This is a genomic window from Marmoricola sp. RAF53, assembly GCF_052114005.1.
Taxonomy (GTDB): domain Bacteria; phylum Actinomycetota; class Actinomycetes; order Propionibacteriales; family Nocardioidaceae; genus Marmoricola.
Genome location: NZ_JBFRDX010000016.1, coordinates 29,100 through 52,688 on the forward strand (window position 1 = coordinate 29,100; position 23,589 = coordinate 52,688).

Genomic DNA, 23,589 nt, shown 5'->3' on the forward strand with positions numbered 1-23,589 from the left:
GTCAGAGCGAGGAACCGATGTGGGTGATCAGGTCGCCGAGGCGGTTCGAGTAGCCCCACTCGTTGTCGTACCAGCCGAGCACCTTGACCTGGTTGCCGATGACCTTGGTCAGCGGGGCGTCGAAGATGCACGAGGCCGGGTCGGTGACGATGTCGGTCGAGACCAGCGGGTCGGTCGAGTACTTGAGGAACTTGCCGTCGGCCGCGGCCTTGACGATCTCGTTGACCTCCTCGACCGAGGTCTCGCGAGCGGCCTCGAAGGACAGGTCGGTCGCCGAGCCGGTCGGGACCGGGACGCGCATCGCGTAGCCGTCGAGCTTGCCCTTGAGCTCGGGCAGCACCAGGCCGATGGCCTTCGCGGCACCGGTCGAGGTCGGGACCATGTTCAGCGCGGCGGCACGGGCGCGGCGCGGGTCCTTGTGGATGTTGTCCTGGAGGTTCTGGTCCGCGGTGTAGGCGTGGATGGTGGTCATCAGGCCCTTGTTGATGCCCAGGCCCTCGTGCAGCGCCTTCGCCATCGGCCCGAGGCAGTTGGTCGTGCAGGACGCGTTCGAGATGACGGTGTGCGCGGCCGGGTCGTACAGCTCGTGGTTCACGCCCATCACGATGGTGATGTCCTCGTTGGAGGCCGGCGCCGAGATGATGACCTTCTTGGCACCGGCGTCGACGTGGGCGCGGGCCTTGGTCGCGTCGGTGAAGAAGCCGGTCGACTCGACGACGACGTCGACACCGAGGTCGCCCCACTTCAGGGCGGACGGGTCCCGCTCGGCGCTGACGGCGACCTTCTGGTCGCCGACGAAGATCGTGGAGCCGTCGGCGGAGACGTCCGCGTCGAGGCGACCCAGGATCGAGTCGAACTTGAGCAGGTGCGCCAGGGCGGCGGGATCGGTCAGGTCGTTGACACCGACGATCTCGATGTCGGCACCGGACGCACGAACCGCCCGGAAGAAATTGCGGCCGATGCGGCCGAAGCCGTTGATTCCCACGCGGACAGTCACAGCGATGTACTCCTGGTAAGAAGCGGAAGTCGGGGTCCTGTCGACCCTATCGCGCTCAGGAGAATCTCGGGACGGCGGCTCGTTTACGCGAGAGTAACCCTGGTCACCCGCAGGGGCTACGCCTCTTCGGCGAGCATCTCCGGCGTCAGCGACGCCTCGGTGTCGGGGATGCCCAGGTCCTCGGCACGCTTGTCGGCCATCGCCAGCAGCCGGCGGATCCGGCCGGCGATCGCGTCCTTGGTGAGCACCGGGTCGTGGAGCTGACCGAGCTCCTCGAGCGACGCCTGCTTGTGCTCCAGGCGGAGCCGGCCGGCGAGACGGAGGTGGTCGGGGATGTCCTCGCCGAGGATCTCCAGGGCCCGCTCGACGCGGGCGCCCGCGGCGACCGCGGCCCGCGCGGACCGGCGGAGGTTCGCGTCGTCGAAGTTCGCGAGCCGGTTCGCGGTGGCCCGGACCTCGCGCCGCATCCGGCGCTCCTCCCAGGCCAGCAGCGACTCGTGCGCGCCCAGCCGGGTGAGCAGCTGGCCGATCGCGTCGCCGTCGCGGATCACCACGCGGTCGACGCCGCGGACCTCGCGAGCCTTCGCGGAGATGCCGAGCCGGCGCGCGGAGCCGACCAGCGCCAGCGCCGCTTCCGGACCGGGGCAGGTGACCTCCAGCGAGCTGGACCGGCCGGGCTCGGTGAGCGACCCGTGCGCCAGGAAGGCACCGCGCCAGGCGGCGACGGCGTCGCAGCCCGATCCGGACACCACCTGCGGCGGCAGGCCCCGAACCGGCCGGTTGCGCTGGTCGATCAGTCCGGTCTGGCGGGCGAGCGACTCACCGTCGCGCGCCACCCGGACGATGTAGTGGGTGCCCCGGCGCAGGCCGTTGCCCTTGAGCAGGATGACCTCGGAGTCGTGACCGAAGACCTCGGCGATGTCCTTGCGGAGCCGGCGCGCGGCCGCGCCGGTGTCGAGCTCGGCCTCGACGACGATCCCGCCGTTCACCAGGTGCAGCGAATCGGCGAACCGGAGCATCGAGGAGACCTCGGATTTCCGGCAGCACGTCTTGGTCACCGCCGTGTTGGCCAGCTCTGCCTTGACCTGTGCCGTCATCGCCATAGGGGGAACCTTAGTTCGCGGCCATGACGAGCGCATAGGCACGGGCAAGTTTCTCGGGGTCGTGCTGCCCGGCGGCCGTCGCCCGGGCCACGTCGGCGAGGACGAGCCGGGCGCCCAGCTCGTCGGTCCTGGCCCGGAGACGACGCTCGTCGGGCACCGCCGCGTGGTCGGCCAGCACCGTGTCGATGACCAGGTCGGGGGCCTGCCGGTGCAGCACCTCGAGGTGGTCCTCCGGCGTGAAGCCGTCGGTCTCCCCCGGCTGCGCCTCCAGGTTGAGGGTCACCATCACCCGGCCCGGGCTCGCGCAGAGCGCGTCCCGCAGGTCCGGGACGAGCAGGTGCGGGATCACCGAGGAGTACCACGACCCGGGACCGAGGACGATCCAGTCGGCGTCCGAGATCGCCCGCACCGCCTCCGGGCACGCCTGGGGGTCGGCCGGCTCCAGGCGCACGTCGAGGACGTCCCCCGGGGTCGTCGCGACCGCGACCTGACCCCGTACGACGCTGACGCCGTCGGGGTCGGCCGGATCGGCGCCGCGGACCTCGGCGGTGATGTCCAGCGGGGTGACCGCCATCGGCAGCACCCGGCCGCGGGCACCGAGCAGGCTGCCCACCCAGTCCAGCCCGGTGACGTGGTCGTCGAGCAGCTCCCAGAGCGCGACGATGAGCAGGTTGCCCATCGCGTGGCCGTCCATGGCGCCCTCGGACTCGAACCGGTGCTGCAGCACGCGCGCCCAGGTCTGGCCCCAGCGGTCGTCGCCGCAGAGTGCGGCGAGCGCCATCCGCAGGTCACCGGGCGGGAGCACCCCGAACTCCTCGCGGAGCCGGCCGGAGGAGCCGCCGTTGTCGGCGACCGTCACGACGGCCGTGAGGTCGCTGGTCACCCGGCGCAGCGCGGAGAGCGAGGCGGCGAGTCCGTGGCCGCCCCCGAGGGCCACGACGCCCGGCTCGGTCGTCGTCCAGCTCACTCGCGCCCCAGGTCGCGGTGGGTGGCCTCCGCGTCCACGCCGCGGGCGCGGAGGCGGGCCGCGATCTCCTCGGACATCGCCACGCTCCGGTGCTTGCCCCCGGTGCAGCCGATGGCCACGGTCATGAACCGCTTGCCCTCGCGCAGGTAGCCGTGCCCGACCGTCTCGATCACCGGGAGGTAGCGCTCCAGGAACGACCGGGCGTCGTCGCGGTCCTTCACGAACGTCGCCACCCGGGGGTCCTGGCCGGTGAGGTCCTTGAGCTCGGGCACCCAGAACGGGTTCGGCAGGAAGCGCATGTCGGCGAGCAGGTCGGCATCGACCGGGACGCCGTACTTGAAGCCGAAGCTGACGACGTTGACCTTGAGGCCGACCGCCTCCGGCTTCCCGTACGCCGCCGCCACCTTGTCCTTGAGCTGGTGGACGTTGAGCGGGGTCGTGTCGATCACGACGTCGGCGTCGCCGCGGAGCTGGGTCATCACCTCGCGCTCGCGGTGGATGCCGTCGAGGAGCCGGCCGCCGTCCTGCAGCGGGTGCGGCCGGCGGGCGGCCTCCTGCCGGCGGACCAGGATGTCGTCGTCGGCCTCGAGGAAGAGCATCGAGGAGCGTCGCGTCGGCAGGTGTTGGGCGAGGTCCTCGCGGAGCGCCTCGAAATTGATCCCGCCGCGGACGTCGACGACCACGGCGATCGGCTGTGCCCGGCCCTTCTTCTCGTCGACGAGGCGGACGACCTCGGTGACGAGCTCGGAGGGCAGGTTGTCGACGACGAAGAAGCCGAGGTCCTCGAGCTCCTTGGCGGCGGTGCTGCGGCCGGCCCCGGTCATCCCGGTGACGACGACGAGCTCACCGAGGTCCTCCAGCGCGGCGATCTCGCCGGTGTCCTCGTGCCAGCTCTCCGACTCAGGCTTGCTCAACGGTCCCTCGCTCCGCTCGCGCTCACTCGACGATCTCGCCGGTAGCGGTGTTCACGGAGACAGTCTTGCGGTCCGCGCTGTCACGCGCGACCGCATCGACGATCGCGGACGCCGTCGCCGGCCCGATCCCGGGGACGGAGCTGATCTCCTCGGCGGTCGCGGCCCGCAGCTTCTTGAGCGACCCGAAGTGCTTGATCAGGGTCTTGCGCCGGACCTCGCCGAGCCCGGGCACGTCGTCGAGCAGCGACTCGACCATCGACTTGGACCGGCGCGACCGGTGGTGGGTGATCGCGAACCGGTGCGCCTCGTCGCGCAGCCGCTGCAGCAGGTAGAGACCCTCGCTGGTGCGCGGCAGGATCACCGGGTCCGGGTCGCCCGGGAGCCAAACCTCCTCGAGGCGCTTGGCGAGACCGCACACCGGCACGTCGTCGATCCCGAGCTCGTCGAGGGCCCGCTGCGCGGCGGCGACCTGCGGCGGGCCGCCGTCGACCACGACCAGGCCGGGGACGTAGGAGAACTTGCGCGCCTTGCCGGTGTCGGGGTCGATGAGCATCGGGCCGGAGTCGGCGTCGACCTCGCCACCTCCCAGATCGGGCCGCTCGATCCGCTCGTCGAGCAGCCGCCGGAACCGCCGGGTGATCACCTCGTGCATCGAGGCGACGTCGTTCTGGCCGGTGACGCCCCTGATGACGAAGCGGCGGTACTCGCTCTTGCGGGCCAGACCGTCCTCGAAGACCACCATCGACGCGACGACCTCGGTGCCCTGCAGGTTGGAGATGTCGTAGCACTCGATCCGCAGCGGCGCCGCGGGCAGGTCGAGGGCGTGCTGGATCTCCTCGAGCGCCTGGTTGCGCGCGGTCAGGTCGCTGGCCCGCTTGGTCTTGTGCAGCGCCAGCGACTGGGCGGCGTTCTGGGCGACGGTCTCCTGGAGGGACCTCTTGTCGCCGCGCTGCGGCACCCGGATGGTGACCCGGCTCCCCCGGGTCTCGCTGAGCAGCGCCTCGAAGGTGCCGACGTCCTCGGGCAGCGTCGGGACCAGGATCTCCCGCGGGATCGCGTCGCCCTCCTCGCCGGCGTAGAGCTGGAGCAGGAACTCGCCGACGAGGCCCGCGGTGTCGATGTCCTCGACCCGGTCGGCGACCCAGCCGCGCTGGCCGCGGATCCGGCCGGCGCGCACGTGGAAGATCTGGACGGCGACCTCGAGCGGGTCCTCCACCAGCGCGATCACGTCGGCGTCGGTGCCGTCGCCGAAGACGACGGCCTGCTTCTCCAGCGCCTTGTTGAGGGCGCCGAGGTCGTCGCGCAGCCGGGCGGCGCGCTCGTACTCCTGGGCGGCGGAGGCGGCGTACATCTCGCGCTCGACGCGCTTGACGAAGGCGTCGGTGCGCCCGCCGATGAAGTCGCAGAAGTCCTCGGCGATCCGGCGGTGCTCCTCGGCGTCGACCCGTCCGATGCAGGGCGCGGCGCACTTGTCGATGTAGCCGAGCAGGCAGGGCCGGCCGATCTGCGCGGACCGCTTGAAGACGCCGTTGCTGCAGGACCGCATCGGGAAGACGCGTAGCAGCAGGTCGACGGTGTCGCGGATCGCCCAGGCGTGCGAGTAGGGCCCGAAGTACTTCACGCCCTTCTTCTTGGCGCCCCGGCCGACCATCACCCGCGGGTACTCCTCGTTGAGGGTGACCGCCAGCCACGGGTAGGACTTGTCGTCGCGGTACTTCACGTTGAAGCGCGGGTCGTACTCCTTGATCCAGGAGTACTCGAGCTGGAGCGCCTCGACCTCGGTCTCGACGACGGTCCACTCGACGCTGGCCGCGGTGGTGACCATGGTCGCGGTCCGCTGGTGCAGGTTGGCGATGTCCTGGAAGTACGACGACAGCCGGGCGCGCAGGTTCTTGGCCTTGCCGACGTAGACGACGCGGCCGTCCTTGTCCCGGAACCGGTAGACCCCGGGCCGGGTCGGGATCGAGCCCGGTTTCGGCCGGTAGGTCGACGGATCAGCCACGGGTCGAGGTTACCGAGCGCCCGAGCTTGCTCGAGGCCGAGTGGCCGAGAACCCGTTGAGGAGCGAAGCGACGATCACGCTCCTACCCTACGGACCGCCGCCGACAGACGCGCACCGCCGTCACAGCTCCGCGAGCCGGGGCAGGACCCCCTCGACGAGGTCGGTCGTCCACGCGACCGGGTCGGGACCGGTCGGGGTCAGCGTGACCAGCTCGATGCCGAGGGCGGCGTACTCCTCCATCCGGCGCAGGAAGTCGTCGCGGGACTCGGCTCCGGTCGCGGTGCCGGCGCCGATCGCGGTCTTCTCGATGGTGTCGTAGTCGCGGCCGACGTCCTCGCAGTGCCGGCGGAGCACGTCGAGCTTGTGCGCGAGCACCTCGGCGGACTCGCCGAAGAGGTTGCAGGCGTCGGCGTACCGGGCGACGAGGCGCAGGGTCTTCCGCTCGCCGCTGCCACCGAGGAGCACCGGGATCCCGCCGGCGTACCCGTTGCGCTGGTACGGCGGCGGCACGCAGACCGTCTCGGCGAGCCGGAAGTGCTTCCCCTCGAACGGCCCGTCGTCCTCGCTCCACATCTGGGCCGCTATCCGGAGCGTCTCCTCGAGCCGCTCGAACCGCTCGGACATCGCCGGGAACGGGACGCCGAGGCCGAGGTGCTCGCGCTCGTACCAGGCGGCCCCGAGCCCGAGCACGGCCCGGCCGCGGGAGAGCCGGTCCAGGGTCGTGACCGTCTTGGCGAGCAGGCCCGGGTGCCGGTAGGTCACCCCGGTCACCAGCAGGCCGAGCCGGACGTTCTCGGTCGCCGCGGCCAGGTAGCCGAGCGTGGTGTAGCCCTCGAGCATCGGCTCCGGCGGCCCGCCGAGGTTCTCCATCTGGAACCAGTGGTCCATGACGGTGACCAGCGAGACGCCGCCCTGGTCGGCGACCCGGGCGGTCTCGACGAGACGGTCCTCGAGGGCGTGCTCCCAGTCCGGGTGGGTGAAGTTCGCGTAGTGCACTCCTACCTTCATGGCGCGAGCGTAGCCCGGGGGTGTCGCTCGATCTCTTCTTTGTCGCGTGGTTGACTCTACTTTCATGACGACGGGAATCCTGGACCGACGGCACACCACCACCCCGGAGGCCGAGCGGGCCTACGCGGAGGGTGTGGACGCGATGCTCCAGCTCCGTCGTGGCGCACTCGCGCACTTCTGCCGCGCGCTCGCCCTCGACCCGACCTTCGCCCTCGCGCACGCCGCCCTCGCCCTGATGGGCCACGAGCTCTGCGCCCCGGTCGACGTCGAGCAGCGCGCCCGCACCGCCCTCCACCTCGCGCGACGCGCCACCGCGGCCGAGCGCAGCCACGTCGAGGCGGTCGTGGGCCACGTGCACGGCGACCGCACCGCGCTGGTCCGGCACCTCGCGGCCCACCCGGACGACGCCCTGCTGCTCTCCGTGGCCGTGCCGACGATCGCGTTCGCCGGCGTCACCGAGGTCCCCGAGGACGCCTGGGCGGTCGTCGAGTCCTGTACGCCGGCCCTCGGGAACACCTGGTTCCACGCGGGCCTGCTCGCCTTCGTCCGCCAGGAGCAGGGCCGCTTCGACGAGGCCCTGGACCTGGCGAACACCTCCCTGGCCGCGAAGCCGGGATCCGGGCACGCCGCCCACGCGCGCGCCCACGTGCACTACGAGACCGCCGACCACCACGACGGCCTCGCCTGGATCGACTCCTGGATGGCCGGGCCGGGGGCCGAGACCGACAACCTGGCCCACTACGCCTGGCACGCCGCGCTCCACGAGCTCAGCGACGGCGACCTCGGCGCGGTCGAGCGCCGCTACCGCCGCCAGCTCTCCCCGGACCAGGTGAGCGGCTGCCGTTCCCTGGTCGACACCGGCTCACTGCTCTGGCGCTGGCGGATCACGCCGGGAGCCACCGACGTGCCCGGCGTCGAGGAGGGCACCGACGTGCCGGCCGCGACACTGCTGCGGCCGGCGACCCCGTTCGTCGGCCTGCACGCGGCCGTGGCGCTCTGCGCCGCCGACGACATCGCCGGGCTGCGCAGCCTGTCCTGCTGGGCCGCCGGGCACGAGCACCCGGTCCTGCGGAGCGTCGTCGCGCCACTCGCCGCCGCCCTGCGGCTGCTGCTCCTGGAGCAGCCCGGCGCGTGCGCCGACGAGCTGATCCGGATCCATCCGCTGCTCTGGCAGGTCGGCGGCAGCGACGCCCAGCGCGAGGTCGTCGAGGAGACCCTGCTCACCGCCCTGCTCCGCGCCGACCGGTACGACGAGGCGCGGGCCCTGATCGACGCCCGGCTCGACCGCCGCCGGTGCCGGCGCGACGAGTGGTTTCGTGACGCCGCATCAGCCGGGTCGGACGAGCAAGCTCGCTCGACCCGATGACGCGACCCTCAACCCAAGAGTTTCGTGACGCCGCATCAGCCGGGTCGGACGAGCAAGCTCGCTCGACCCGATGACGCGACCCTCAACCCAAGAGTTTCGTGACGCCGCATCAGCCGGGGACGCCGCTTCCGTCTAGCTGACGGTCAGCGTGTCGCCGGTGACCGTGACGGTCTTCTCCGGCAGCGGCTTCGGGGCCGGGCCGTCCTCGACGGAGCCGTCCTCGATGGAGTACTTGCTGAAGTGGCAGTTGCAGTCGATCGTCTTGTCCTTGACCTCGGCGACCAGGCAGCCCTGGTGGGTGCAGACCGCCGAGAAGGCCTTGAACTCGCCCTTCGTCGGCTGGGTGACGACGATCTTCTCGTTCGGGTAGATGGTGCCGCCGCCGACCGGGATGTCGCTGGTCTTGATGCCGCTGGCGCCCCCGGGAGCCGACGAGGAACCGTCGCCGGTCGCGCCCGGGTCGGTCGAGCCGGTCGCGTCTCCCCCGCTGCTGGACCCGCACGCCGCCAGGATCGGGACCGCGAGGCCGGCCGCGGCCGCGCCGTACAGGACGTTCCGACGGGTGGCTTCGTGCTCGCTCACAGGTGGTGCCTTCCTCCAGTAGGTCCTTCGAAGCCTAGTAGTTGAAACCTGTCGGCGACCTGAGAGAAGGCTGTCCTTTGGTACTAGTACCGCCGGACGTCAGCCGCGCTCGAGCAAGGGCTTGAGGAACTCGCCGGTGAAGCTCTCCGGCACCTCCGCGACGTCCTCCGGAGTCCCGGTGGCGACCACGGTGCCGCCGCGGTTGCCGCCGGCCGGACCCATGTCGACGATCCAGTCCGCGGTCTTGATGACGTCGAGGTTGTGCTCGATGACCAGCACCGTGTTGCCCTGGTCGACCAGCCGGCCGAGGACGAGCAACAGCTTGCGGATGTCCTCGAAGTGCAGGCCGGTGGTCGGCTCGTCCAGGACGTAGACCGTCCGCCCGGTGGACCGCTTCTGCAGCTCGGAGGCCAGCTTGACGCGCTGGGCTTCGCCGCCGGAGAGGGTGGTCGCGGGCTGGCCGAGCCGGACGTAGCCGAGGCCGACCTCGACCAGCGTCTTGAGGTGCCGCGCGATCGCGGGGATGGCCGCGAAGAAATCGACCGCCTCCTCGATCGGCATGTCCAGGACGTCCGCGATCGTCTTGCCCTTGTAGTGCACCTCGAGCGTCTCGCGGTTGTAGCGGGCACCGTGGCAGACCTCGCACGGGACGTAGACGTCGGGCAGGAAGTTCATCTCGATCTTGATGGTGCCGTCACCCGAGCAGGCCTCGCAGCGACCGCCCTTGACGTTGAAGGAGAACCGGCCCTGCAGGTAGCCGCGCATCTTCGCCTCCGGCGTGGACGCGAACAGCTTGCGGACGTGGTCGAAGACGCCCGTGTACGTGGCCGGATTGCTGCGCGGGGTGCGGCCGATCGGCGACTGGTCGACGTGGATGACCTTGTCGACGTCCTCGGTGCCGGTGATCTTCGTGTGCCGCCCCGGGACCGTGCGGGCGTTGTAGATCTGCTTGGCGAGCGAGGTGTACAGGATGTCGTTGACCAGGGTCGACTTGCCGGACCCGGAGACGCCGGTGACCGCGACGAAGAGCCCCAGCGGGAACGTGACGTCGATGTCCTTGAGGTTGTTCTCGCGGGCGCCGTGCACGATGAGCTCGCGGCCCTTGGTCCGCGGCCGGCGCACCTCGGGCAGCGGGATCTTCTTCCGGCCCGACAGGTACATGCCGGTCTCGGAGTCGCGGTGCTTGAGCAGCTGCTTGACCGTGCCGGAGTGCACGACCTGGCCGCCGTGCTCGCCCGCGCCGGGGCCGATGTCGACCACCCAGTCGGCCGTCTTGATCGTGTCCTCGTCGTGCTCGACGACGATCAGGGTGTTGCCGAGGTCCTTGAGCCGGACCAGGGTCTCGATCAGCCGCTGGTTGTCGCGCTGGTGCAGCCCGATGCTGGGCTCGTCGAGGACGTACAGCACGCCGACCAGGCCGGCGCCGATCTGGGTGGCCAGCCGGATCCGCTGCGCCTCGCCACCGGAGAGCGTCGCCGACGGCCGGTCCAGGGAGAGGTAGTCGAGGCCCACGTCGAGCAGGAACCGCAGCCGCTCCTGGATCTCCTTGAGGACCCGCTCGGCGATCTGCCGCTCGCGGGAGGACAGCTCCAGGTCGGCCAGGAACTCGGCCGCCTCGTTGATCGGCAGCGCGCAGACCTCGGCGATGTTCTTGCCGCCACGCTCCCGGTCGCCCAGGGTCACCGCCATCGAGACCGGCTTGAGCCGGCTGCCGGCGCAGGCCGGGCACGGGACCTCGCGCATGAAGCCCTCGTAGCGCTCCCGGCTGGTGTCGGACTCGGCCTCGCGGTGGCGCCGCTCGATGTAGGGCACCACGCCCTCGAAGTTCGTGTAGTAGGACCGCTCGCGGCCGTACCGGTTGGTGTGCCGGACGTGCACCTTCGTGGGGTGGCCGGCCAGGATCGCCTTCTGCGCCTTCTTCGGGATCTTCTCCCAGGGCGTGTCCATGTCGTAGCCGAGCTCGTCGCCGAGAGCCTCGAGCAGGCGGCTGAAGTAGTCCGCGACGTGCGCGCCCGACCACGGGCCGATGACGCCCTCGGACAGCGACGCGCCCGGGTCGGAGATGACCAGCTCGGGGTCGACCTCCATCCGGGTACCCAGGCCGTGGCAGGTCGGGCAGGCGCCGAACGGCGAGTTGAACGAGAACGAGCGCGGCTCCAGCTCGTCGGTGTCGATGTCGTGCTCGTTGGGGCAGGCCATCCGCTCGGAGAACTTCATCTCCTTGCCCGGGTCCTTGGCGTCCAGGTCGACCAGGTCGAAGATGAYCAGGCCGGAGGCGAGGCTGAGCGCGGTCTCGACCGAGTCGGTCAGCCGGCGCTTGGCCGAGGTCTTCGCGGCCAGCCGGTCGACGACCACCTCGATGGTGTGCTTCTTCTGCTTGTCGAGCTTGGGGCCGTCACCGGCCACGACGTCGGCGAGCTGGAACGTCTCGCCGTTGACCCGGGCCCGGCTGAAGCCCTGGCTCTGCAGGCTGCGGAAGAGCTCGACGTACTCGCCCTTGCGGCCGCGGATGACCGGGGCGAGCACCTGGAACCGGGTGCCCTCCTCGAGCTGCAGGACCCGGTCGACGATCTGCTGCGGGGTCTGCCGCTCGATCGGGGAGCCGCAGACGGGGCAGTGCGGTCGGCCGGCGCGGGCGTAGAGCAGGCGGAGGTAGTCGTAGACCTCGGTGATCGTGCCGACCGTCGAGCGCGGGTTCTTCGAGGTCGACTTCTGGTCGATCGAGACCGCCGGGCTCAGGCCCTCGATGAAGTCGACGTCGGGCTTGTCCATCTGGCCGAGGAACTGGCGCGCGTACGCCGACAGCGACTCGACGTACCGGCGCTGGCCCTCGGCGAAGATCGTGTCGAACGCGAGCGAGGACTTGCCGGAGCCGGAGAGACCGGTGAAGACGATGAGCGCGTCCCGAGGGAGGTCCAGGGAGACGTCCTTGAGGTTGTGCTCGCGCGCGCCTCGGATGATCAGCTGGTCCGTCACTACTACGTCCTTCGTCTTGCGTTTTCGAACATCTGTTCGCATCAGTTAACCCGGGGTGGACGTGGGAGACAACCCGCGACTCGCCGGAGCGCCCACGATCTCATGCGGCACCGACAACCACGTTTCGCGCAGGTGACCGGTGAGCACGAGCGGGGCAGACTGCCTCCATGACCCCCACCGACGGACTCCCCGCCGCCGAGGCCGCCCGCCGCGACGCCGCCCTGGAGGCACTCCATCACGCTCACCAACGCCTGGTCCGCTCGGTCGATTCCCTCCCCGAGGACCAGTGGCGCGCCGCCTCGCTGCTCCCGGACTGGACCCGCGCCCACGTCGTCGCCCACCTGGCGCTCAACGGCGAGGCCCTCGCGGCGACGCTGGAGGCGAGGGAGCACGGCCAGGTCCGGCCGGTCTACCCGTCCCAGGAGCGTCGCGACGCCGACATCGAGGCGCTGGCGAAGCGGGACGTCGGCGAGATCCGGGAACGCCTCTTCGCCGCGACCACCCGGTTCCGGGACGCCTGCGCGTCACTGCTCCCCCGTCAGTGGGCGGGCACCGTGCCGCGGCTTCCCGACGGTCCCGCCTGGCCGGCGTCCGACCTTCCGGCGACGCGCTGGCGTGAGGTGGAGATCCACCACGCCGACCTGGACCTGGACTACTCGCACCGGGACTGGCCGGCCGACTTCGCCGCCGACCTCCTCGACCAGGTCGTCCTCGACCACGCCGGCGGGGACTCCGAGCCCTTCTCGGTGCGGGCCGACGACCTCGGCCGCAGCTGGTCCGTGGGCGCCGAGGAACCCGTGGTCAGCGGAACGGCGGCCGACCTCGGCTGGTGGCTGGTGGGCCGGGGTCACGGCGAGCGGCTCAGCTGCACGGCCGCCGACCTGCCCCACCTCGGGCCCTGGCGCCGCGCCTCCGGTGCCACGGCCCCGAGGTCCTAGGCTGCCCCCATGGCGACGTACGAAGGCCCGTACTCGGGCAACGTGACCCCCGGCGGGACGCCGGACACCCGCGAGCTCCAGCACCTGGTGATCACCAAGGTCGCCGTCGACGACCAGATGTCGAACAACTGCTACGTGCTGCGCTGCCGCGCGACCGACGAGCAGGTGCTGATCGACGCGGCCGACGACGCTCCGACGCTGCTGCGTGTCCTCGGCGACGGCCGGACCACCAAGGTCATCACCACCCACCAGCACTGGGACCACCACCGCGCACTGCGCGAGGTGCAGCAGGCCACCGGCGCCGTGACCGTCGCCGGCGAGCCCGACGCCGACGCCATCACCGAGCAGACCGAGGTCACCGTGGACGACCGCGTCGTCGACGGCGACACCGTCGAGTTCGGCGACATCCGCCTCGACGTCATCCACCTCGTCGGCCACACCCCCGGCTCCATCGCCCTGCTGTACGACGACCCCGACGGCACCCCGCACCTCTGGACCGGCGACAGCCTCTTCCCCGGCGGTGTCGGCAACACCTTCGGCGACTCCGACGCCTTCGTCAGCCTCCTGAACGACGTCGAGACCAAGCTCTTCGGCCGGCTCCCCGACGAGACCTGGTTCTACCCGGGCCACGGCAACGACTCGACCCTCGGCGCCGAACGCGGTCACCTCGCGGAGTGGCGCGAGCGCGGCTGGTGACCGTCTGGCGCGCGGTCACCTTTTTCGGGCGATCCCAGGGCGTTCGGGCTGTGCCACAGTGCGGCCAAGGCCCGTCCGCGTGGACGTGTCCGATCCGCACCTGAGAAAGGGGACGCACGTGGACTCCATCACGAACGACTTCTGGGACGTGCTCCTGTGGACGTTCTGGTTCTTCATCTTCATCAGCGCGCTGATGATCTGGTTCCGCTGCCTGTTCGACCTGTTCGGCGACCACACGCTGAGCGGCTGGGCCAAGGCGGGTTGGGCGATCTTCATGATCTTCATCCCCTGGATCGGCGCCCTGGTCTACCTGATCGTCCGCGGCAAGAGCATGAGCGAGCGGCAGGCGCAGTCCATGGCGGACATGCAGGCCCAGCAGGCCGAGTACATCAAGTCGGTCGCGGGCTCCGGCTCGAGCGCGGCCGACCAGATCGCGAGCGCCAAGGGTCTGCTCGACTCCGGCGCGATCAACCAGGCGGAGTTCGACGCCCTCAAGGCGAAGGCCCTCGCCTCGGCCTGAGCTGCACCTGACCGGCTGACCGGTCATCCGTCGTGCGCACGTCGTCCCGTGACGACGGCACGCGGGATCCCCGCGGCGAGCGCCGTCGGCGCGCCCGAGCTGGCGCTGGAGATGGCCGCGATGAACCCGCGCGAGGCCGACCTCAAGCAGCTCCGCACGCTGCTGAACCTGTGGGACTCCCGGTTCCTCGGCCTGGCGCTGACCGGCCGGCCGCGACGCTTCTCCGACCTCTCCCAGGCCGACCGGGAAGCGGTCCTGCTCTCGCTGTCGGACTCCCGGGTCGGCGCGAAGCGGGCACTGTTCCAGGGACTCAAGGGCGCCGCCCTCGGCCCGTACTACATCGCCGGCGGGCCGGCGCTGTGGGACACCTTCGGCTACCCGGGCCCGCTCGGTGTCCGGGCCGACGCTCCCCCGTCGCCGATCACCCCGCTCCGGGCCGGGCCGAACACCGACATCAGCTGCGACGTCGTGATCGTCGGCTCCGGCGCCGGCGGCGGCACCGCGGCCGGGGTGCTCGCGGCCGCGGGCCTGGACGTGGTCGTCCTGGAGGCCGGCGAGTACCACGACGAGAACGACTTCGACGGGGACGAGCGCACCGGCTTCACCCGCCTGTACGCCGCCGCCCCGCAGTCGACCGCCGAGGGGCAGATCGCCCTGGTGGCCGGGCGTGGCCTGGGCGGCGGCACGGTCGTCAACTACACGACGTCCTTCCGCACCCCGGACCGGGTCCGGGCCGAGTGGGCCGCGCTCGGCACCCCGCAGTTCGTGGAGGACGAGTACGCCGACGCGATGGACGCGGTCTGCGAACGCCTCGGCGTGAACACCGAGCACGACCTCGCGGCCCCGCGCGACGCCGTACTGGAACGCGGAGCGAAAGCCCTCGGCTGGCACTCCGCCGCGATGCCGCGCAACGTCAAGGGCTGCGACATGGGCGTGGAGTGCGGCCGCTGCGGGATGGGCTGCCGGATCGGGGCCAAGCAGTCGGTCACGAAGACCTGGCTCGAGGACGCGGCCGCGGCCGGCGCGCGGATCTACACCGGCGTCCGGGCCCGCACGGTCACGACCAGCAACGGCCGGGCCACCGGGGTCGTCGGCGTCAGCGCGGACGGCCACCACGTCACGGTGCGGGCGCGCGCGGTGATCGCGGCCGCGGGCGCGATCCAGACCCCGGCGCTGCTGCACCGCAGCGGCCTGACCAACCCGAACATCGGGCGCTACCTGCGGCTGCACCCGGCCACCGCGGTCTGGGGCCTGATGGACGAGAAGGTCGAACCCTGGGTGGGCTCCACCCAGAGCCGCTACGTCAACGACCTCACCGACCTGGACGGGAACGGCTACGGGATCCTCTTCGAGACCGCGCCGCTGACCCCCGCGTTCGGGAGCGCGTTCGTGAACTGGCGCAGCGGCGCGGACCACCTGCGCCGGATGGGCGAGCTCGGCCACCAGCTCGGCGTGGCGGTGATCCTGCGCGACCGCGACCCCGGCGGCACGGTCAAGACCGGCAAGGACGGCGAGCCGGTGGTCCGCTACACGCTCTCGGCGGCCGACAGCGAGCACCTGGTCCAGGGGCTGGTCGGCGGCGCCCGGATCGCCGAGGCGGCCGGCGCCCGGCGGATCCAGACGACCCACCACCGCGACGTCGTCTACGAACCGGGCAAGCGCGGCTCGCTGGCCTCCTTCGAGGCCGACATCCGCCGCGAGACGGTCGAGCCCGCCCGGTTGTCCCTCGCCGCTCTGCACATCATGGGCTCGGCCCGGATGGGCGGCTCCCCCGACATGTCCGCGGTGAACCCCGACGGCCGGACCTGGGAGGTCGACGGCCTGTACGTCGCCGACGCGTCCTGCTTCCCGACCTCCTCGGGCGTCAACCCGATGATCTCGATCGAGTCGATCGCCTACATGACGGCGAAGCGGCTGGCCGCCACGCTGGCCTGAGCGCTCCGGGACGACACCTTCCGGAACGCGTTCCTCCGGTAGCGTTCTCCCTTGGCGCCGCCGCACCCGCGGTGCTGCTTCCCCCGATCGGAGAATGTGCACGTGAAGCTCAACGGAGCGACGGTCCTGCTGACCGGCGCCACCGGCGGTATCGGGCAGGCCCTGGCCCGCCGCCTGAAGGCGGAGGGCGCCGACCTGGTCCTCACCGGCCGCAACGCCGACGTCCTGGCACCGCTCGCGGACGAGCTCGGCGCCCGCAGCGTGGTCGCCGACCTCGGTGACCCGGACGCGCTGGAGGCCCTGCTGGCCGAGGCCGGCCCGATCGACGTGCTGGTCGCCAACGCGGCCCTCCCGGGCACCGGTCAGCTGACCGCGATGTCGGTGGACCGGATCGACGCCAACCTCGACGTGAACCTGCGCGCCCCGATCCTGCTCGCCCGCGCGCTGATCCCGCAGCTGGTCGAGCGCGGCGCCGGCCACCTGGTCTTCATCGGCTCGGTCTCCGGGATCGTCGCCTCCCCCGGCAGCTCGCTCTACAACGCCACCAAGTTCGCGATCCGCGGCTTCGCCGACGCGCTCCGCCAGGACCTGCACGGCACCGGCGTCGGCGTCTCGAACGTCCAGCCCGGCTTCGTCCGCGACGCCGGCATGTTCGTCAACAGCGGGATGGAGCTCCCGGCCGGCACCCGGACGGTCTCCCCCGAGCAGGTCGCCGCGGGCGTCGTCCGGGCGATCACCAAGGACAAGGGCGAGGTCGTCGTCGCGCCCGCCGAGCTCCGCTTCGGGGCCCGGCTCGGGTCGGTCGCCCCGTCCCTGAACGCCGCCGTCCAGCGCCGCGCCGGCGCTGCCGAGATCGTGGGGAGCCACGCAGGCAATGACTAGGACCTGGACCATCGACCGGGAAGCCTGGCCCGCCGCCGCCRTCGGCGCCGTCCCCGCCGTGATCGCCGCGGCGACCGGCCACCGCCGCACGGCCGCCGCGCTGCTCGCGCTCCCTGCCGGGATCGTGGCCTTCTTCCGCGACCCTGAGCGGGCTCCCGATCGCGCGCCCGTCGACGACGACGTGATCCTCGCGCCCGCCGACGGCAAGGTGATGCACGCCGGGCCGGCCCAGCCGGAGGTCTCGCCGCCGGGCGACTGGCAGCAGGTCAGCATCTTCCTGTCCGTCTTCGACGTGCACATCAACCGGACGCCGTACGGCGGCCGGGTCACCGAGGTCACCTACCGGCCCGGCAAGTGGCACGCGGCGTACAAGTTCGAGAGCGCCTTCGAGAACGAGCGCAGCGACATCACGGTCGAGCGCGAGGTCGAGGGACGCGCGCGGAGGATCGTCTTCCGGCAGATCGTCGGCCTGGTCGCGCGGCGCGTGGTCACCCGGGTCGCCGTCGGGGACGAGATCCGCACCGGGCAGCGGATCGGCCTGATGAAGTTCGGCTCCCGGATGGACGTCTTCGTCCCGCCGGAGGTCGAGCTCACCATCGCCGCCGGTGACCGCACCGTCGCCGGCCAGTCCGTGCTCGGGCGCTGGCCGTCGGCCGTCACCGGGCCGGCGTGATGTCCGGGCCCGTGGTCGAACCCGGTCCGGACCCGGCCGCGACCCCGCCCCGGCGGCGCCGGCTGCTGCGCCGACGCCGGTTCCGGGTCGCCTCGCACTCCGGTGCCGAGGTCGTCTCGCTACGCCAGCTCCCCACCCGGGAGCGGCTGCGGGTCACCGCTCCGAGCATGTTCACCGCGGCCAACATGGCCTGCGGCTTCTCGGCGGTCCCGCTCGCGTTCAACGGGCACAGCCACTGGGCGGCCATCCTGATGACGGTCGCCATCGTGATGGACATCTGCGACGGCGCGGTCGCCCGCCTCGTCGGCGCGACGTCGCCGTTCGGCGTCCAGCTCGACTCGCTCGCCGACCTGATCTCCTTCGGGCTCGCGCCGGCGGTGCTGGTGTACACCTGGGTGCTCCCGGAGTGGCCGGTGGTCGCCTGGATCGCGGCGTACTTCTGGCTCGCGTGCGCGGCGTTCCGGCTGGCGCGGTTCAACTTCACCGTCGACCCGCACGCCGACAAGCGCTACTTCATCGGCATGCCGAGCCCGGGCGCGGCCGCGGTCGTGATCGCCACCGTCTTCGCGCTCGACCTGCCCGAGGACAGCGTCGGGCCGTCCATCCTGCTGCCCGCGATCATCAGCGTCGTGCCGGCGGTGCTGATGGTGAGCACCGTGCGCTACCGCTCGTTCCGCAACCTGGCCTCGCCGCAGACCCGGCAGGCGCGGGTGATCACCGGCCTGGTCGCCCTCGGGATCCTGGCCGGCCTCGGGTTCGCGCCCTCGTTCACCCTGCTGGTGATCGCCTACGGCTACGTCCTGACCGCCCCGCTGGGCGTGCTGACCGCGCCGCTGCGCCGCAAGCTGTTCGGGCCGGAGTCGATCGCCCCGCCACGGGTGCGGCAGCAGTCGGTCTTCCTGCCGGTCGACGACGACGGGGACGACGACTGAGGCACGGGTGCCTCGCTCAGCCGTTGTAGGAGATCCGGAGCTTCTCGCTGAGCGGGAGCGCCTGGCAGGTGAGCCGGATGCCGTCGCCGAGGTCGTCGGCGTCGAGGACCTCGTTGTGCTTCATGCTCAGGTCGCCCTCGAGCACGACGCAGGCGCAGGCGCTGCAGTTGCCCTCGCGGCAGGAGAACGGCGCGTCGACGCCCTTCTCCTCCAGGAACTCCAGCAGGACCTTGTCGCCCTGCCAGTCGTCGAACGTGTACTGCTGGCCGTCCAGCTCGACCTCGATCGCCACCGGCCCGGCGAAGGCCGGCTCCGGCGCGTCCCCGGGTTCGTCGGCGTCGTCGGCCTCGGCGAGCGTCTGCTGCGCCGCCAGGACCTCCTCGACGTCGCCGAACGGGTTGCCGCCGAGGGAGACGAACTTCTCCTGGTGGCGGCGCTCGCGCGGGATGCCGAGGTCCTTGAGGGCGGTGGTGACCGCCTTCATGAACGGCGCCGGGCCGCAGACGAACGAGGTGTACCCGTCGAAGTACGTCGCGAAGTTCGACAGCTGCGCCTGGCTCGGCAGGCCCTGGACGGACTCCAGCCAGTGCACGACGGTGAACCGGTCGGCGTACTCGGTGCCGAGCTCGGCGAGCTCGGCGGCGAAGATCACCGAGTTCTCGTCGCGGTTGGCGTAGAAGAGGACGACCTTGCCGGTGCCCTTCTCCAGCGCGGTCCGGGCGATCGAGATCACCGGGGTGATGCCGGAGCCGCCGCCGAAGAGGAGCAGGTCGGCGTCGATGTCCTTGGGCGTGAAGATGCCGCTGGGCGGCAGCACCCGGAGGGTGTCGCCGGCCTTCAGGTTGTCGCAGATCCAGTTCGACGCGTAACCGTCGGCGGTCCGCTTCACGGTGATCTGGTGCCGGCCGCTGTGCGGCGAGCTGGACAGCGAGTAGCAGCGCGCGGCGAGGCCGGTCCGGTCGCTGGGGACCGCGACGGTGAGGAACTGCCCTGGCGTGTAGGCGAAGGTCGCCTGGAGCTCCGAGGGCACCTCGAAGACGACCGAACGCGCGTCCGCGGTCTCTTCGATGACCTCGGTCACCTTCAGCACGTACGACTCAGTAGCCATGCTCAGTAACCATCCTCGGCCCCGATGTGGATAGCGCCGTCCCTGACGGCTTGGTCGATGGAGGAGCGTAGCCGCGAGCAGGTCTCCCGGATCGCCCGTCCCTCCGGTTGGGACGCGGCCCGTCGGAACTCCGCGCAGTGGGAGAGCGACTCGGCGTCCCACTGGATGGAGGTGTGGTGGTCGCTGTTCTTCTTGACGCGCACCTGGGCGAGGCAGTCCAGGCAGGAGACCTCCACCAGCCGCGCCTGGGTGTAGAGCCGCTGGTCCTCCGCGGTCTCAGGCGAGGTGGGCACGAACGAGACCATCAGCCAGCCCTCACTAGTGAGCCACCGGGTGCCCCGCGGCTGCGTCCTCCGCGGCCTTCTTCGCCAGGTTCTCGGCGACCTCGGCCTGCCAGTACTCGTTGGCCTTGGTGGTGTCGACCTCGAACTCGAACCGCTCGGTCATCTCCGGCGCGATGTCGGCCTGGTCGACGTAGAACTGCTCGTACCAGCGGCGCAGCTGGTAGACCGGGCCGTCCTCCTCGCACAGCAGCGGGTTCTGGACGGCCTGCATGTTCTTCCAGATGTGCACGTCCTGGAGGAAGCCCTCGCCGAACATCTTGGTGTACTTCTCCGCGATGAACGCGACGGTGGCGTCGTCGAGGCCCTCGGGCTTGCGCACGGTGATGCCGTACTGCAGCGTGAACGAGTTCGGGCTGGTCGCGATGTGGGTGTTGACCAGGATGACCTCGGTCTTGAAGCCCTTGTAGTCGACCCAGAGCCAGTTGATCATGTACGACGGCCCGTAGTACGTCGCCTCGGACTTGAGGAACAGGTCGTCACCGGCGCTGTAGCCCCCGGCCTTGTCCGGGCGGCCCTTCGACTCCATGAACTGGGTGGCCATGTGGCCCTCGAAGACGTTGCGGAAGCTCGTCGGGAACGAGAAGTGCACGTAGTAGAAGTGCGCCATGTCCGCGACGTTGTCGATCAGGTCCCGGCAGTTCGAGCCCTCGATCTCCTGGGAGTTCCAGCTCCAGGCGGCGTACTCGCCCTCGGCCAGGCCGGGCAGCTGCGGCGGGAGGATGCTGCGATCGGCCTCGGAGCCCTCCGGGTCGAACCAGATGAAGAGCTGGTCGTTGACGATCTCGGTCTCGTAGCGCTGGGTGCGCGCCCGGAGCGGGACGCGACGGGCGTACGGGATGGCCTTGCACTTGCCGTCGCCGCCCCAGCGCCAGTCGTGGAACGGGCAGGCGACCTCGTCGCCCTTGATCTCGCCCTGGCTCAGGTCGCCGCCCATGTGCCGGCAGTAGCTGTCGAGCACCTTGAGGTCGCCCTGGGAGTCGGCGAAGACGACCATCTTGCCGCCGAAGGCCCCGATCGCGTGCGGCTTGCCGTCGCGGAAGGAGTCGGCCAGGCCGAGACAGTGCCAACCGCGGGCGTACCGGGCCGGCGCGACACCGTGATCGAGTGCGCGGGCTTCGGTGGTGGCGCTCATCGTGACCTCCTGTGGTCGAACTCCAGGGCGTTGCGCCCTTTCGCAAAACAAGAACAGGTTATAGTTTTACGCGTAGCAAATCCAGTCCTGCCGCCTGTTTCGGCGCGTTTGCCCAACTGCCACCCATGGTCCCATCGCGGACCCACTGTGAGGATGACTCCATGAAGATCGCTCTCAACGAGGAGCACGAGGCGCTGCGCGCCGAGCTCCGCGACTACTTCTCGCAGCTCGTGACCCCCGAGGTCCGCGCCGGCCTCTCCGTCGCCACGAGCGAGTTCAAGGAGGAGGGCGCCGCTGGACCCATTTCCGGGGGTGGCGAGTTCGGCGACGCCACCGTCTACAAGGACGTCATCAAGCAGATCGGCCACGACGGCTGGCTCGGCATCGGCTGGCCTGAGGAGTACGGCGGCCAGAACCGCTCGATGATGGAGCAGCTGATCTTCACCGACGAGGCCGCCATCGCGGGCGTCCCGATCCCCTACCTGACGCTCAACACCGTCGGCCCCACGATCATGCGGTTCGGCACCGACGCCCAGAAGGAGGAGATCCTCCCGAAGATCCTCAAGGGCGAGATGCACTTCTCGATCGGCTACTCCGAGCCGGGCTCGGGCACCGACCTCGCCAGCCTGCAGACCAAGGCGCGCCTCGAGGGCGACGAGTGGGTCATCAACGGCCAGAAGATGTGGACCTCCCTGATCCAGTACGCCGACTACATCTGGCTGGCCTGCCGGACCGATCCGGACCTCCCCCGCCACAAGGGCCTGTCGATGATCCTGGTCCCGGCCGACGCCGAGGGCTTCTCCTACACCCCGGTGCACACCGTCGCCGGCGTCGGCACCAGCGCCACCTACTACCAGGACGTCCGGGTGCCCAAGGACAACCTGGTCGGCGGCCTCAACGGCGGCTGGGCGCTGATGACCAACCAGCTCAACCACGAGCGGGTCGCGCTCACCTCGGCCGCGCCGCTGATGCACTCCGTCGCCCAGGTCCGCGAGTGGGCCCAGGCGACCAAGAACCCCGACGGCACCCGGGTCATCGACGCCGAGTGGGTCCAGGTCCTCCTCGGCCGCGCGCACGCCCGCGTCGACATGCTCAAGCTGCTGAACTGGAAGCTCGCGTCCGCGACCGAGGACCTGTCCCCGGCGCACGCCTCCGCGACCAAGATCTACGGCTCCGAGCTGGCCACCGAGGTCTACCGCTCGCTGATCGAGATCGTCGGCCCCGAGGCCGTCGTCCACGGCGACTCCGCCGGCGCCGTCCTCCGCGGCCGCCTGGAGCGCTACTACCGGTCCGCCCTGGTGATGACCTTCGGCGGCGGCACCAACGAGATCCAGCGCGACATCATCGGCTACGTCGGTCTCGGCCTGCCCGCCGCCAAGCGCTAGTCATCCCCGACTTTCAAAGGACTTCACCATGGACTTCTCCCTCAGCGAGACCCAGAACGACGCCGCCGAGCTGGCCGCGACGATCTTCAAGAACGAGTGCACCCCCGACCGGCTCAAGGCCGCCGACAAGGGCCGCTTCGACGAGGCCCTGTGGGGCAAGCTCGGCGAGGCCGGCCTGCTCGGCCTGAGCCTCCCCGAGGCCGACGGCGGCGCCGGGCTCGGCCTGCTCGAGCTCTGCAGCGTCCTCGTCGAGGCCGGCAGGCTCGTCGCCCCGGCCCCGCTCGCCAGCCACCTGCCGACCGCGCTGGCGATCGCGCAGTTCGGCGACGACGCCACCCGCGCGGCCTGGCTGCCGGGCGCGGTCACCGGCGAGAAGGTGCTCACCGCTGCCTTCTCCGAGGAGCGCGAGCACGCTCCGGTCACCCCGACCACCACCGCCGAGGCCGACGGCGGCACCTGGCTGCTCACCGGCGTCAAGACCGTCGTGCCGTCCGGCACCCGGGCGGCGGTGTTCCTGGTCCCGGCCAGCACCCCCGACGGCGTGGCCGCGTTCCTGGTCGAGCCGGGCGCGGGCGTCCACGTGCTCCCGCAGCGGCTCAGCGACGGCGGCGAGGTCGCCCGCGTCGAGCTCGAGCGCGCCCCGGGCGTCCTGCTCGGCGACCTCGCCGACGGTGCCGCGATCGTGGAGTGGATCGAGCAGCGGCTCACCCTCGCCGCCGCCGCGCTGGAGCTCGGCATCGTCAAGGGCGCGCTGGAGCTGACCGCGGCGTACGCGAAGACGCGCGAGCAGTTCGGCCGCCCGATCGGCACCTTCCAGGCCGTCTCGCAGCGCCTGGCCGACGGCTACATCGACATCCTCGGCGCCGACCTCATGCTGTGGCAGGCCGCCTGGCGGCTCGAGGAGGGCCTCCCGGCCGCCACCGAGGTCGCCGGCGCGAAGCTGTGGGCCGCGGACGCCGGCCACAAGGTCGCGCACACCACCGTGCACGTCCACGGCGGCGTCGGCATCGACATGGACGGCGAGGCGCACCGGTACTTCACCACCGGCAAGCTCGGGGAGTTCCTCCTCGGCGGCACCACCGAGCAGGCCCGCAAGATCGGGGCCCTGCTCGCGGCCGAGCCCGTCTGA

21 protein-coding genes are annotated in these 23,589 nt (G+C 71.2%); 10 read left to right on the forward strand and 11 right to left on the reverse strand.

All coding sequences use genetic code 11. The annotated features are described in order from the left end of the window. Window position 1: 1 nt before the first annotated feature. The 6 genes from gap to AB4Y76_RS14585 form a co-directional block, all read right to left on the reverse strand. Window positions 2–997, reverse strand: coding sequence for a type I glyceraldehyde-3-phosphate dehydrogenase (gap, locus tag AB4Y76_RS14560; RefSeq protein ID WP_441926478.1), 996 nt, complete (start codon window positions 995–997; stop codon window positions 2–4). A gap of 116 nt (window positions 998–1,113) precedes the next feature. Continuing rightward, window positions 1,114–2,100: a DNA-binding protein WhiA gene (gene whiA / locus AB4Y76_RS14565; protein WP_441926480.1), complete on the reverse strand. Its 987-nt coding sequence runs from the start codon at window positions 2,098–2,100 to the stop codon at window positions 1,114–1,116. A 10-nt stretch (window positions 2,101–2,110) separates the two neighbouring features. Then, on the reverse strand, window positions 2,111–3,067 hold the full coding sequence (locus tag AB4Y76_RS14570) for a gluconeogenesis factor YvcK family protein (RefSeq protein ID WP_441926482.1): 957 nt from the start codon (window positions 3,065–3,067) through the stop codon (window positions 2,111–2,113). Then, complete coding sequence (gene rapZ, locus AB4Y76_RS14575) at window positions 3,064–3,927, reverse strand: RNase adapter RapZ (protein ID WP_441926666.1); 864 nt, start codon at window positions 3,925–3,927, stop codon at window positions 3,064–3,066. Before rapZ ends, AB4Y76_RS14570 begins: the two co-directional genes overlap by 4 nt. Window positions 3,928–4,003: 76 nt before the next feature. Then, a complete protein-coding gene (gene uvrC, locus AB4Y76_RS14580) occupies window positions 4,004–5,983 on the reverse strand; it encodes an excinuclease ABC subunit UvrC (RefSeq protein ID WP_441926484.1) in 1,980 nt (659 codons plus the stop codon). Between the two features lie 120 nt (window positions 5,984–6,103). Continuing rightward, window positions 6,104–6,991, reverse strand: a complete 888-nt coding sequence (locus AB4Y76_RS14585; protein ID WP_441926486.1) for an LLM class F420-dependent oxidoreductase — start codon at window positions 6,989–6,991, stop codon at window positions 6,104–6,106. Window positions 6,992–7,055: 64 nt separating this feature from the next. Between AB4Y76_RS14585 and AB4Y76_RS14590 the strand changes: the two genes are divergently transcribed. Further along, a complete protein-coding gene (locus AB4Y76_RS14590; RefSeq protein ID WP_441926487.1) occupies window positions 7,056–8,357 on the forward strand; it encodes a pyridine nucleotide-disulfide oxidoreductase in 1,302 nt (433 codons plus the stop codon). Window positions 8,358–8,489: 132 nt separating this feature from the next. Here the strand turns inward: AB4Y76_RS14590 and AB4Y76_RS14595 are convergent, their stop codons facing one another. Beyond that, a complete protein-coding gene (locus AB4Y76_RS14595; protein WP_441926489.1) occupies window positions 8,490–8,939 on the reverse strand; it encodes a ubiquinol-cytochrome c reductase iron-sulfur subunit in 450 nt (149 codons plus the stop codon). Between the two features lie 99 nt (window positions 8,940–9,038). Then, a complete protein-coding gene (gene uvrA / locus AB4Y76_RS14600; protein ID WP_441926491.1) occupies window positions 9,039–11,915 on the reverse strand; it encodes an excinuclease ABC subunit UvrA in 2,877 nt (958 codons plus the stop codon). Between the two features lie 167 nt (window positions 11,916–12,082). Between uvrA and AB4Y76_RS14605 the strand changes: the two genes are divergently transcribed. The 7 genes from AB4Y76_RS14605 to pssA all read left to right on the forward strand — a co-directional run bounded on the left by AB4Y76_RS14605 (window position 12,083) and on the right by pssA (window position 18,491). After that, a complete protein-coding gene (locus AB4Y76_RS14605) occupies window positions 12,083–12,853 on the forward strand; it encodes a maleylpyruvate isomerase family mycothiol-dependent enzyme (protein WP_441926493.1) in 771 nt (256 codons plus the stop codon). Window positions 12,854–12,862: 9 nt separating this feature from the next. Then, the gene (locus AB4Y76_RS14610) at window positions 12,863–13,549 is read left to right on the forward strand and encodes an MBL fold metallo-hydrolase (protein ID WP_441926495.1); all 687 of its coding nucleotides are present in this window, start codon (window positions 12,863–12,865) and stop codon (window positions 13,547–13,549) included. A 118-nt stretch (window positions 13,550–13,667) separates the two neighbouring features. Beyond that, entirely contained in the window at window positions 13,668–14,069 is a 402-nt protein-coding gene (locus AB4Y76_RS14615; RefSeq protein ID WP_441926497.1) for an SHOCT domain-containing protein, read from the forward strand. A gap of 48 nt (window positions 14,070–14,117) precedes the next feature. Then, complete coding sequence (locus AB4Y76_RS14620; protein ID WP_441926499.1) at window positions 14,118–16,004, forward strand: GMC family oxidoreductase; 1,887 nt, start codon at window positions 14,118–14,120, stop codon at window positions 16,002–16,004. 102 nt (window positions 16,005–16,106) lie between these two features. Beyond that, entirely contained in the window at window positions 16,107–16,886 is a 780-nt protein-coding gene (locus AB4Y76_RS14625; protein WP_441926501.1) for an SDR family NAD(P)-dependent oxidoreductase, read from the forward strand. Continuing rightward, complete coding sequence (locus AB4Y76_RS14630) at window positions 16,879–17,559, forward strand: phosphatidylserine decarboxylase (protein ID WP_441926503.1); 681 nt, start codon at window positions 16,879–16,881, stop codon at window positions 17,557–17,559. Before AB4Y76_RS14625 ends, AB4Y76_RS14630 begins: the two co-directional genes overlap by 8 nt. Next, the gene (gene pssA / locus AB4Y76_RS14635; RefSeq protein WP_441926505.1) at window positions 17,559–18,491 is read left to right on the forward strand and encodes a CDP-diacylglycerol--serine O-phosphatidyltransferase; all 933 of its coding nucleotides are present in this window, start codon (window positions 17,559–17,561) and stop codon (window positions 18,489–18,491) included. Before AB4Y76_RS14630 ends, pssA begins: the two co-directional genes overlap by 1 nt. A gap of 16 nt (window positions 18,492–18,507) precedes the next feature. Here the strand turns inward: pssA and AB4Y76_RS14640 are convergent, their stop codons facing one another. The 3 genes from AB4Y76_RS14640 to AB4Y76_RS14650 are packed head-to-tail and all read right to left on the reverse strand — an operon-like array spanning window position 18,508 to window position 21,075. Beyond that, entirely contained in the window at window positions 18,508–19,599 is a 1,092-nt protein-coding gene (locus tag AB4Y76_RS14640) for a 2Fe-2S iron-sulfur cluster-binding protein (RefSeq protein WP_441926507.1), read from the reverse strand. Window positions 19,600–19,601: 2 nt separating this feature from the next. Further along, entirely contained in the window at window positions 19,602–19,892 is a 291-nt protein-coding gene (locus tag AB4Y76_RS14645) for a hypothetical protein (RefSeq protein WP_441926509.1), read from the reverse strand. 25 nt (window positions 19,893–19,917) lie between these two features. Next, a complete protein-coding gene (locus AB4Y76_RS14650) occupies window positions 19,918–21,075 on the reverse strand; it encodes a Rieske 2Fe-2S domain-containing protein (RefSeq protein ID WP_441926511.1) in 1,158 nt (385 codons plus the stop codon). Window positions 21,076–21,236: 161 nt separating this feature from the next. Between AB4Y76_RS14650 and AB4Y76_RS14655 the strand changes: the two genes are divergently transcribed. Beyond that, window positions 21,237–22,460, forward strand: coding sequence for an acyl-CoA dehydrogenase family protein (locus AB4Y76_RS14655; protein WP_441926513.1), 1,224 nt, complete (start codon window positions 21,237–21,239; stop codon window positions 22,458–22,460). Window positions 22,461–22,488: 28 nt separating this feature from the next. Then, window positions 22,489–23,589 (forward strand): acyl-CoA dehydrogenase family protein, encoded by a 1,101-nt coding sequence (locus AB4Y76_RS14660; RefSeq protein ID WP_441926515.1) that lies wholly within the window; start codon window positions 22,489–22,491, stop codon window positions 23,587–23,589.

Bases quoted from the DNA above. Each gene is read 5' to 3' on its own strand.
- AB4Y76_RS14650 (WP_441926511.1), bottom strand. From the start codon at position 21,075: ATGAGCGCCACCACCGAAGCCCGCGCACTCGATCACGGTGTCGCGCCG.
- AB4Y76_RS14640 (WP_441926507.1), bottom strand. From the start codon at position 19,599: ATGGCTACTGAGTCGTACGTGCTGAAGGTGACCGAGGTCATCGAAGAG.
- AB4Y76_RS14585 (WP_441926486.1), bottom strand. From the start codon at position 6,991: ATGAAGGTAGGAGTGCACTACGCGAACTTCACCCACCCGGACTGGGAG.
- whiA (WP_441926480.1), bottom strand. From the start codon at position 2,100: ATGGCGATGACGGCACAGGTCAAGGCAGAGCTGGCCAACACGGCGGTG.
- AB4Y76_RS14660 (WP_441926515.1), top strand. From the start codon at position 22,489: ATGGACTTCTCCCTCAGCGAGACCCAGAACGACGCCGCCGAGCTGGCC.
- AB4Y76_RS14655 (WP_441926513.1), top strand. From the start codon at position 21,237: ATGAAGATCGCTCTCAACGAGGAGCACGAGGCGCTGCGCGCCGAGCTC.
- AB4Y76_RS14605 (WP_441926493.1), top strand. From the start codon at position 12,083: ATGACCCCCACCGACGGACTCCCCGCCGCCGAGGCCGCCCGCCGCGAC.
- AB4Y76_RS14610 (WP_441926495.1), top strand. From the start codon at position 12,863: ATGGCGACGTACGAAGGCCCGTACTCGGGCAACGTGACCCCCGGCGGG.
- AB4Y76_RS14590 (WP_441926487.1), top strand. From the start codon at position 7,056: ATGACGACGGGAATCCTGGACCGACGGCACACCACCACCCCGGAGGCC.
- pssA (WP_441926505.1), top strand. From the start codon at position 17,559: ATGTCCGGGCCCGTGGTCGAACCCGGTCCGGACCCGGCCGCGACCCCG.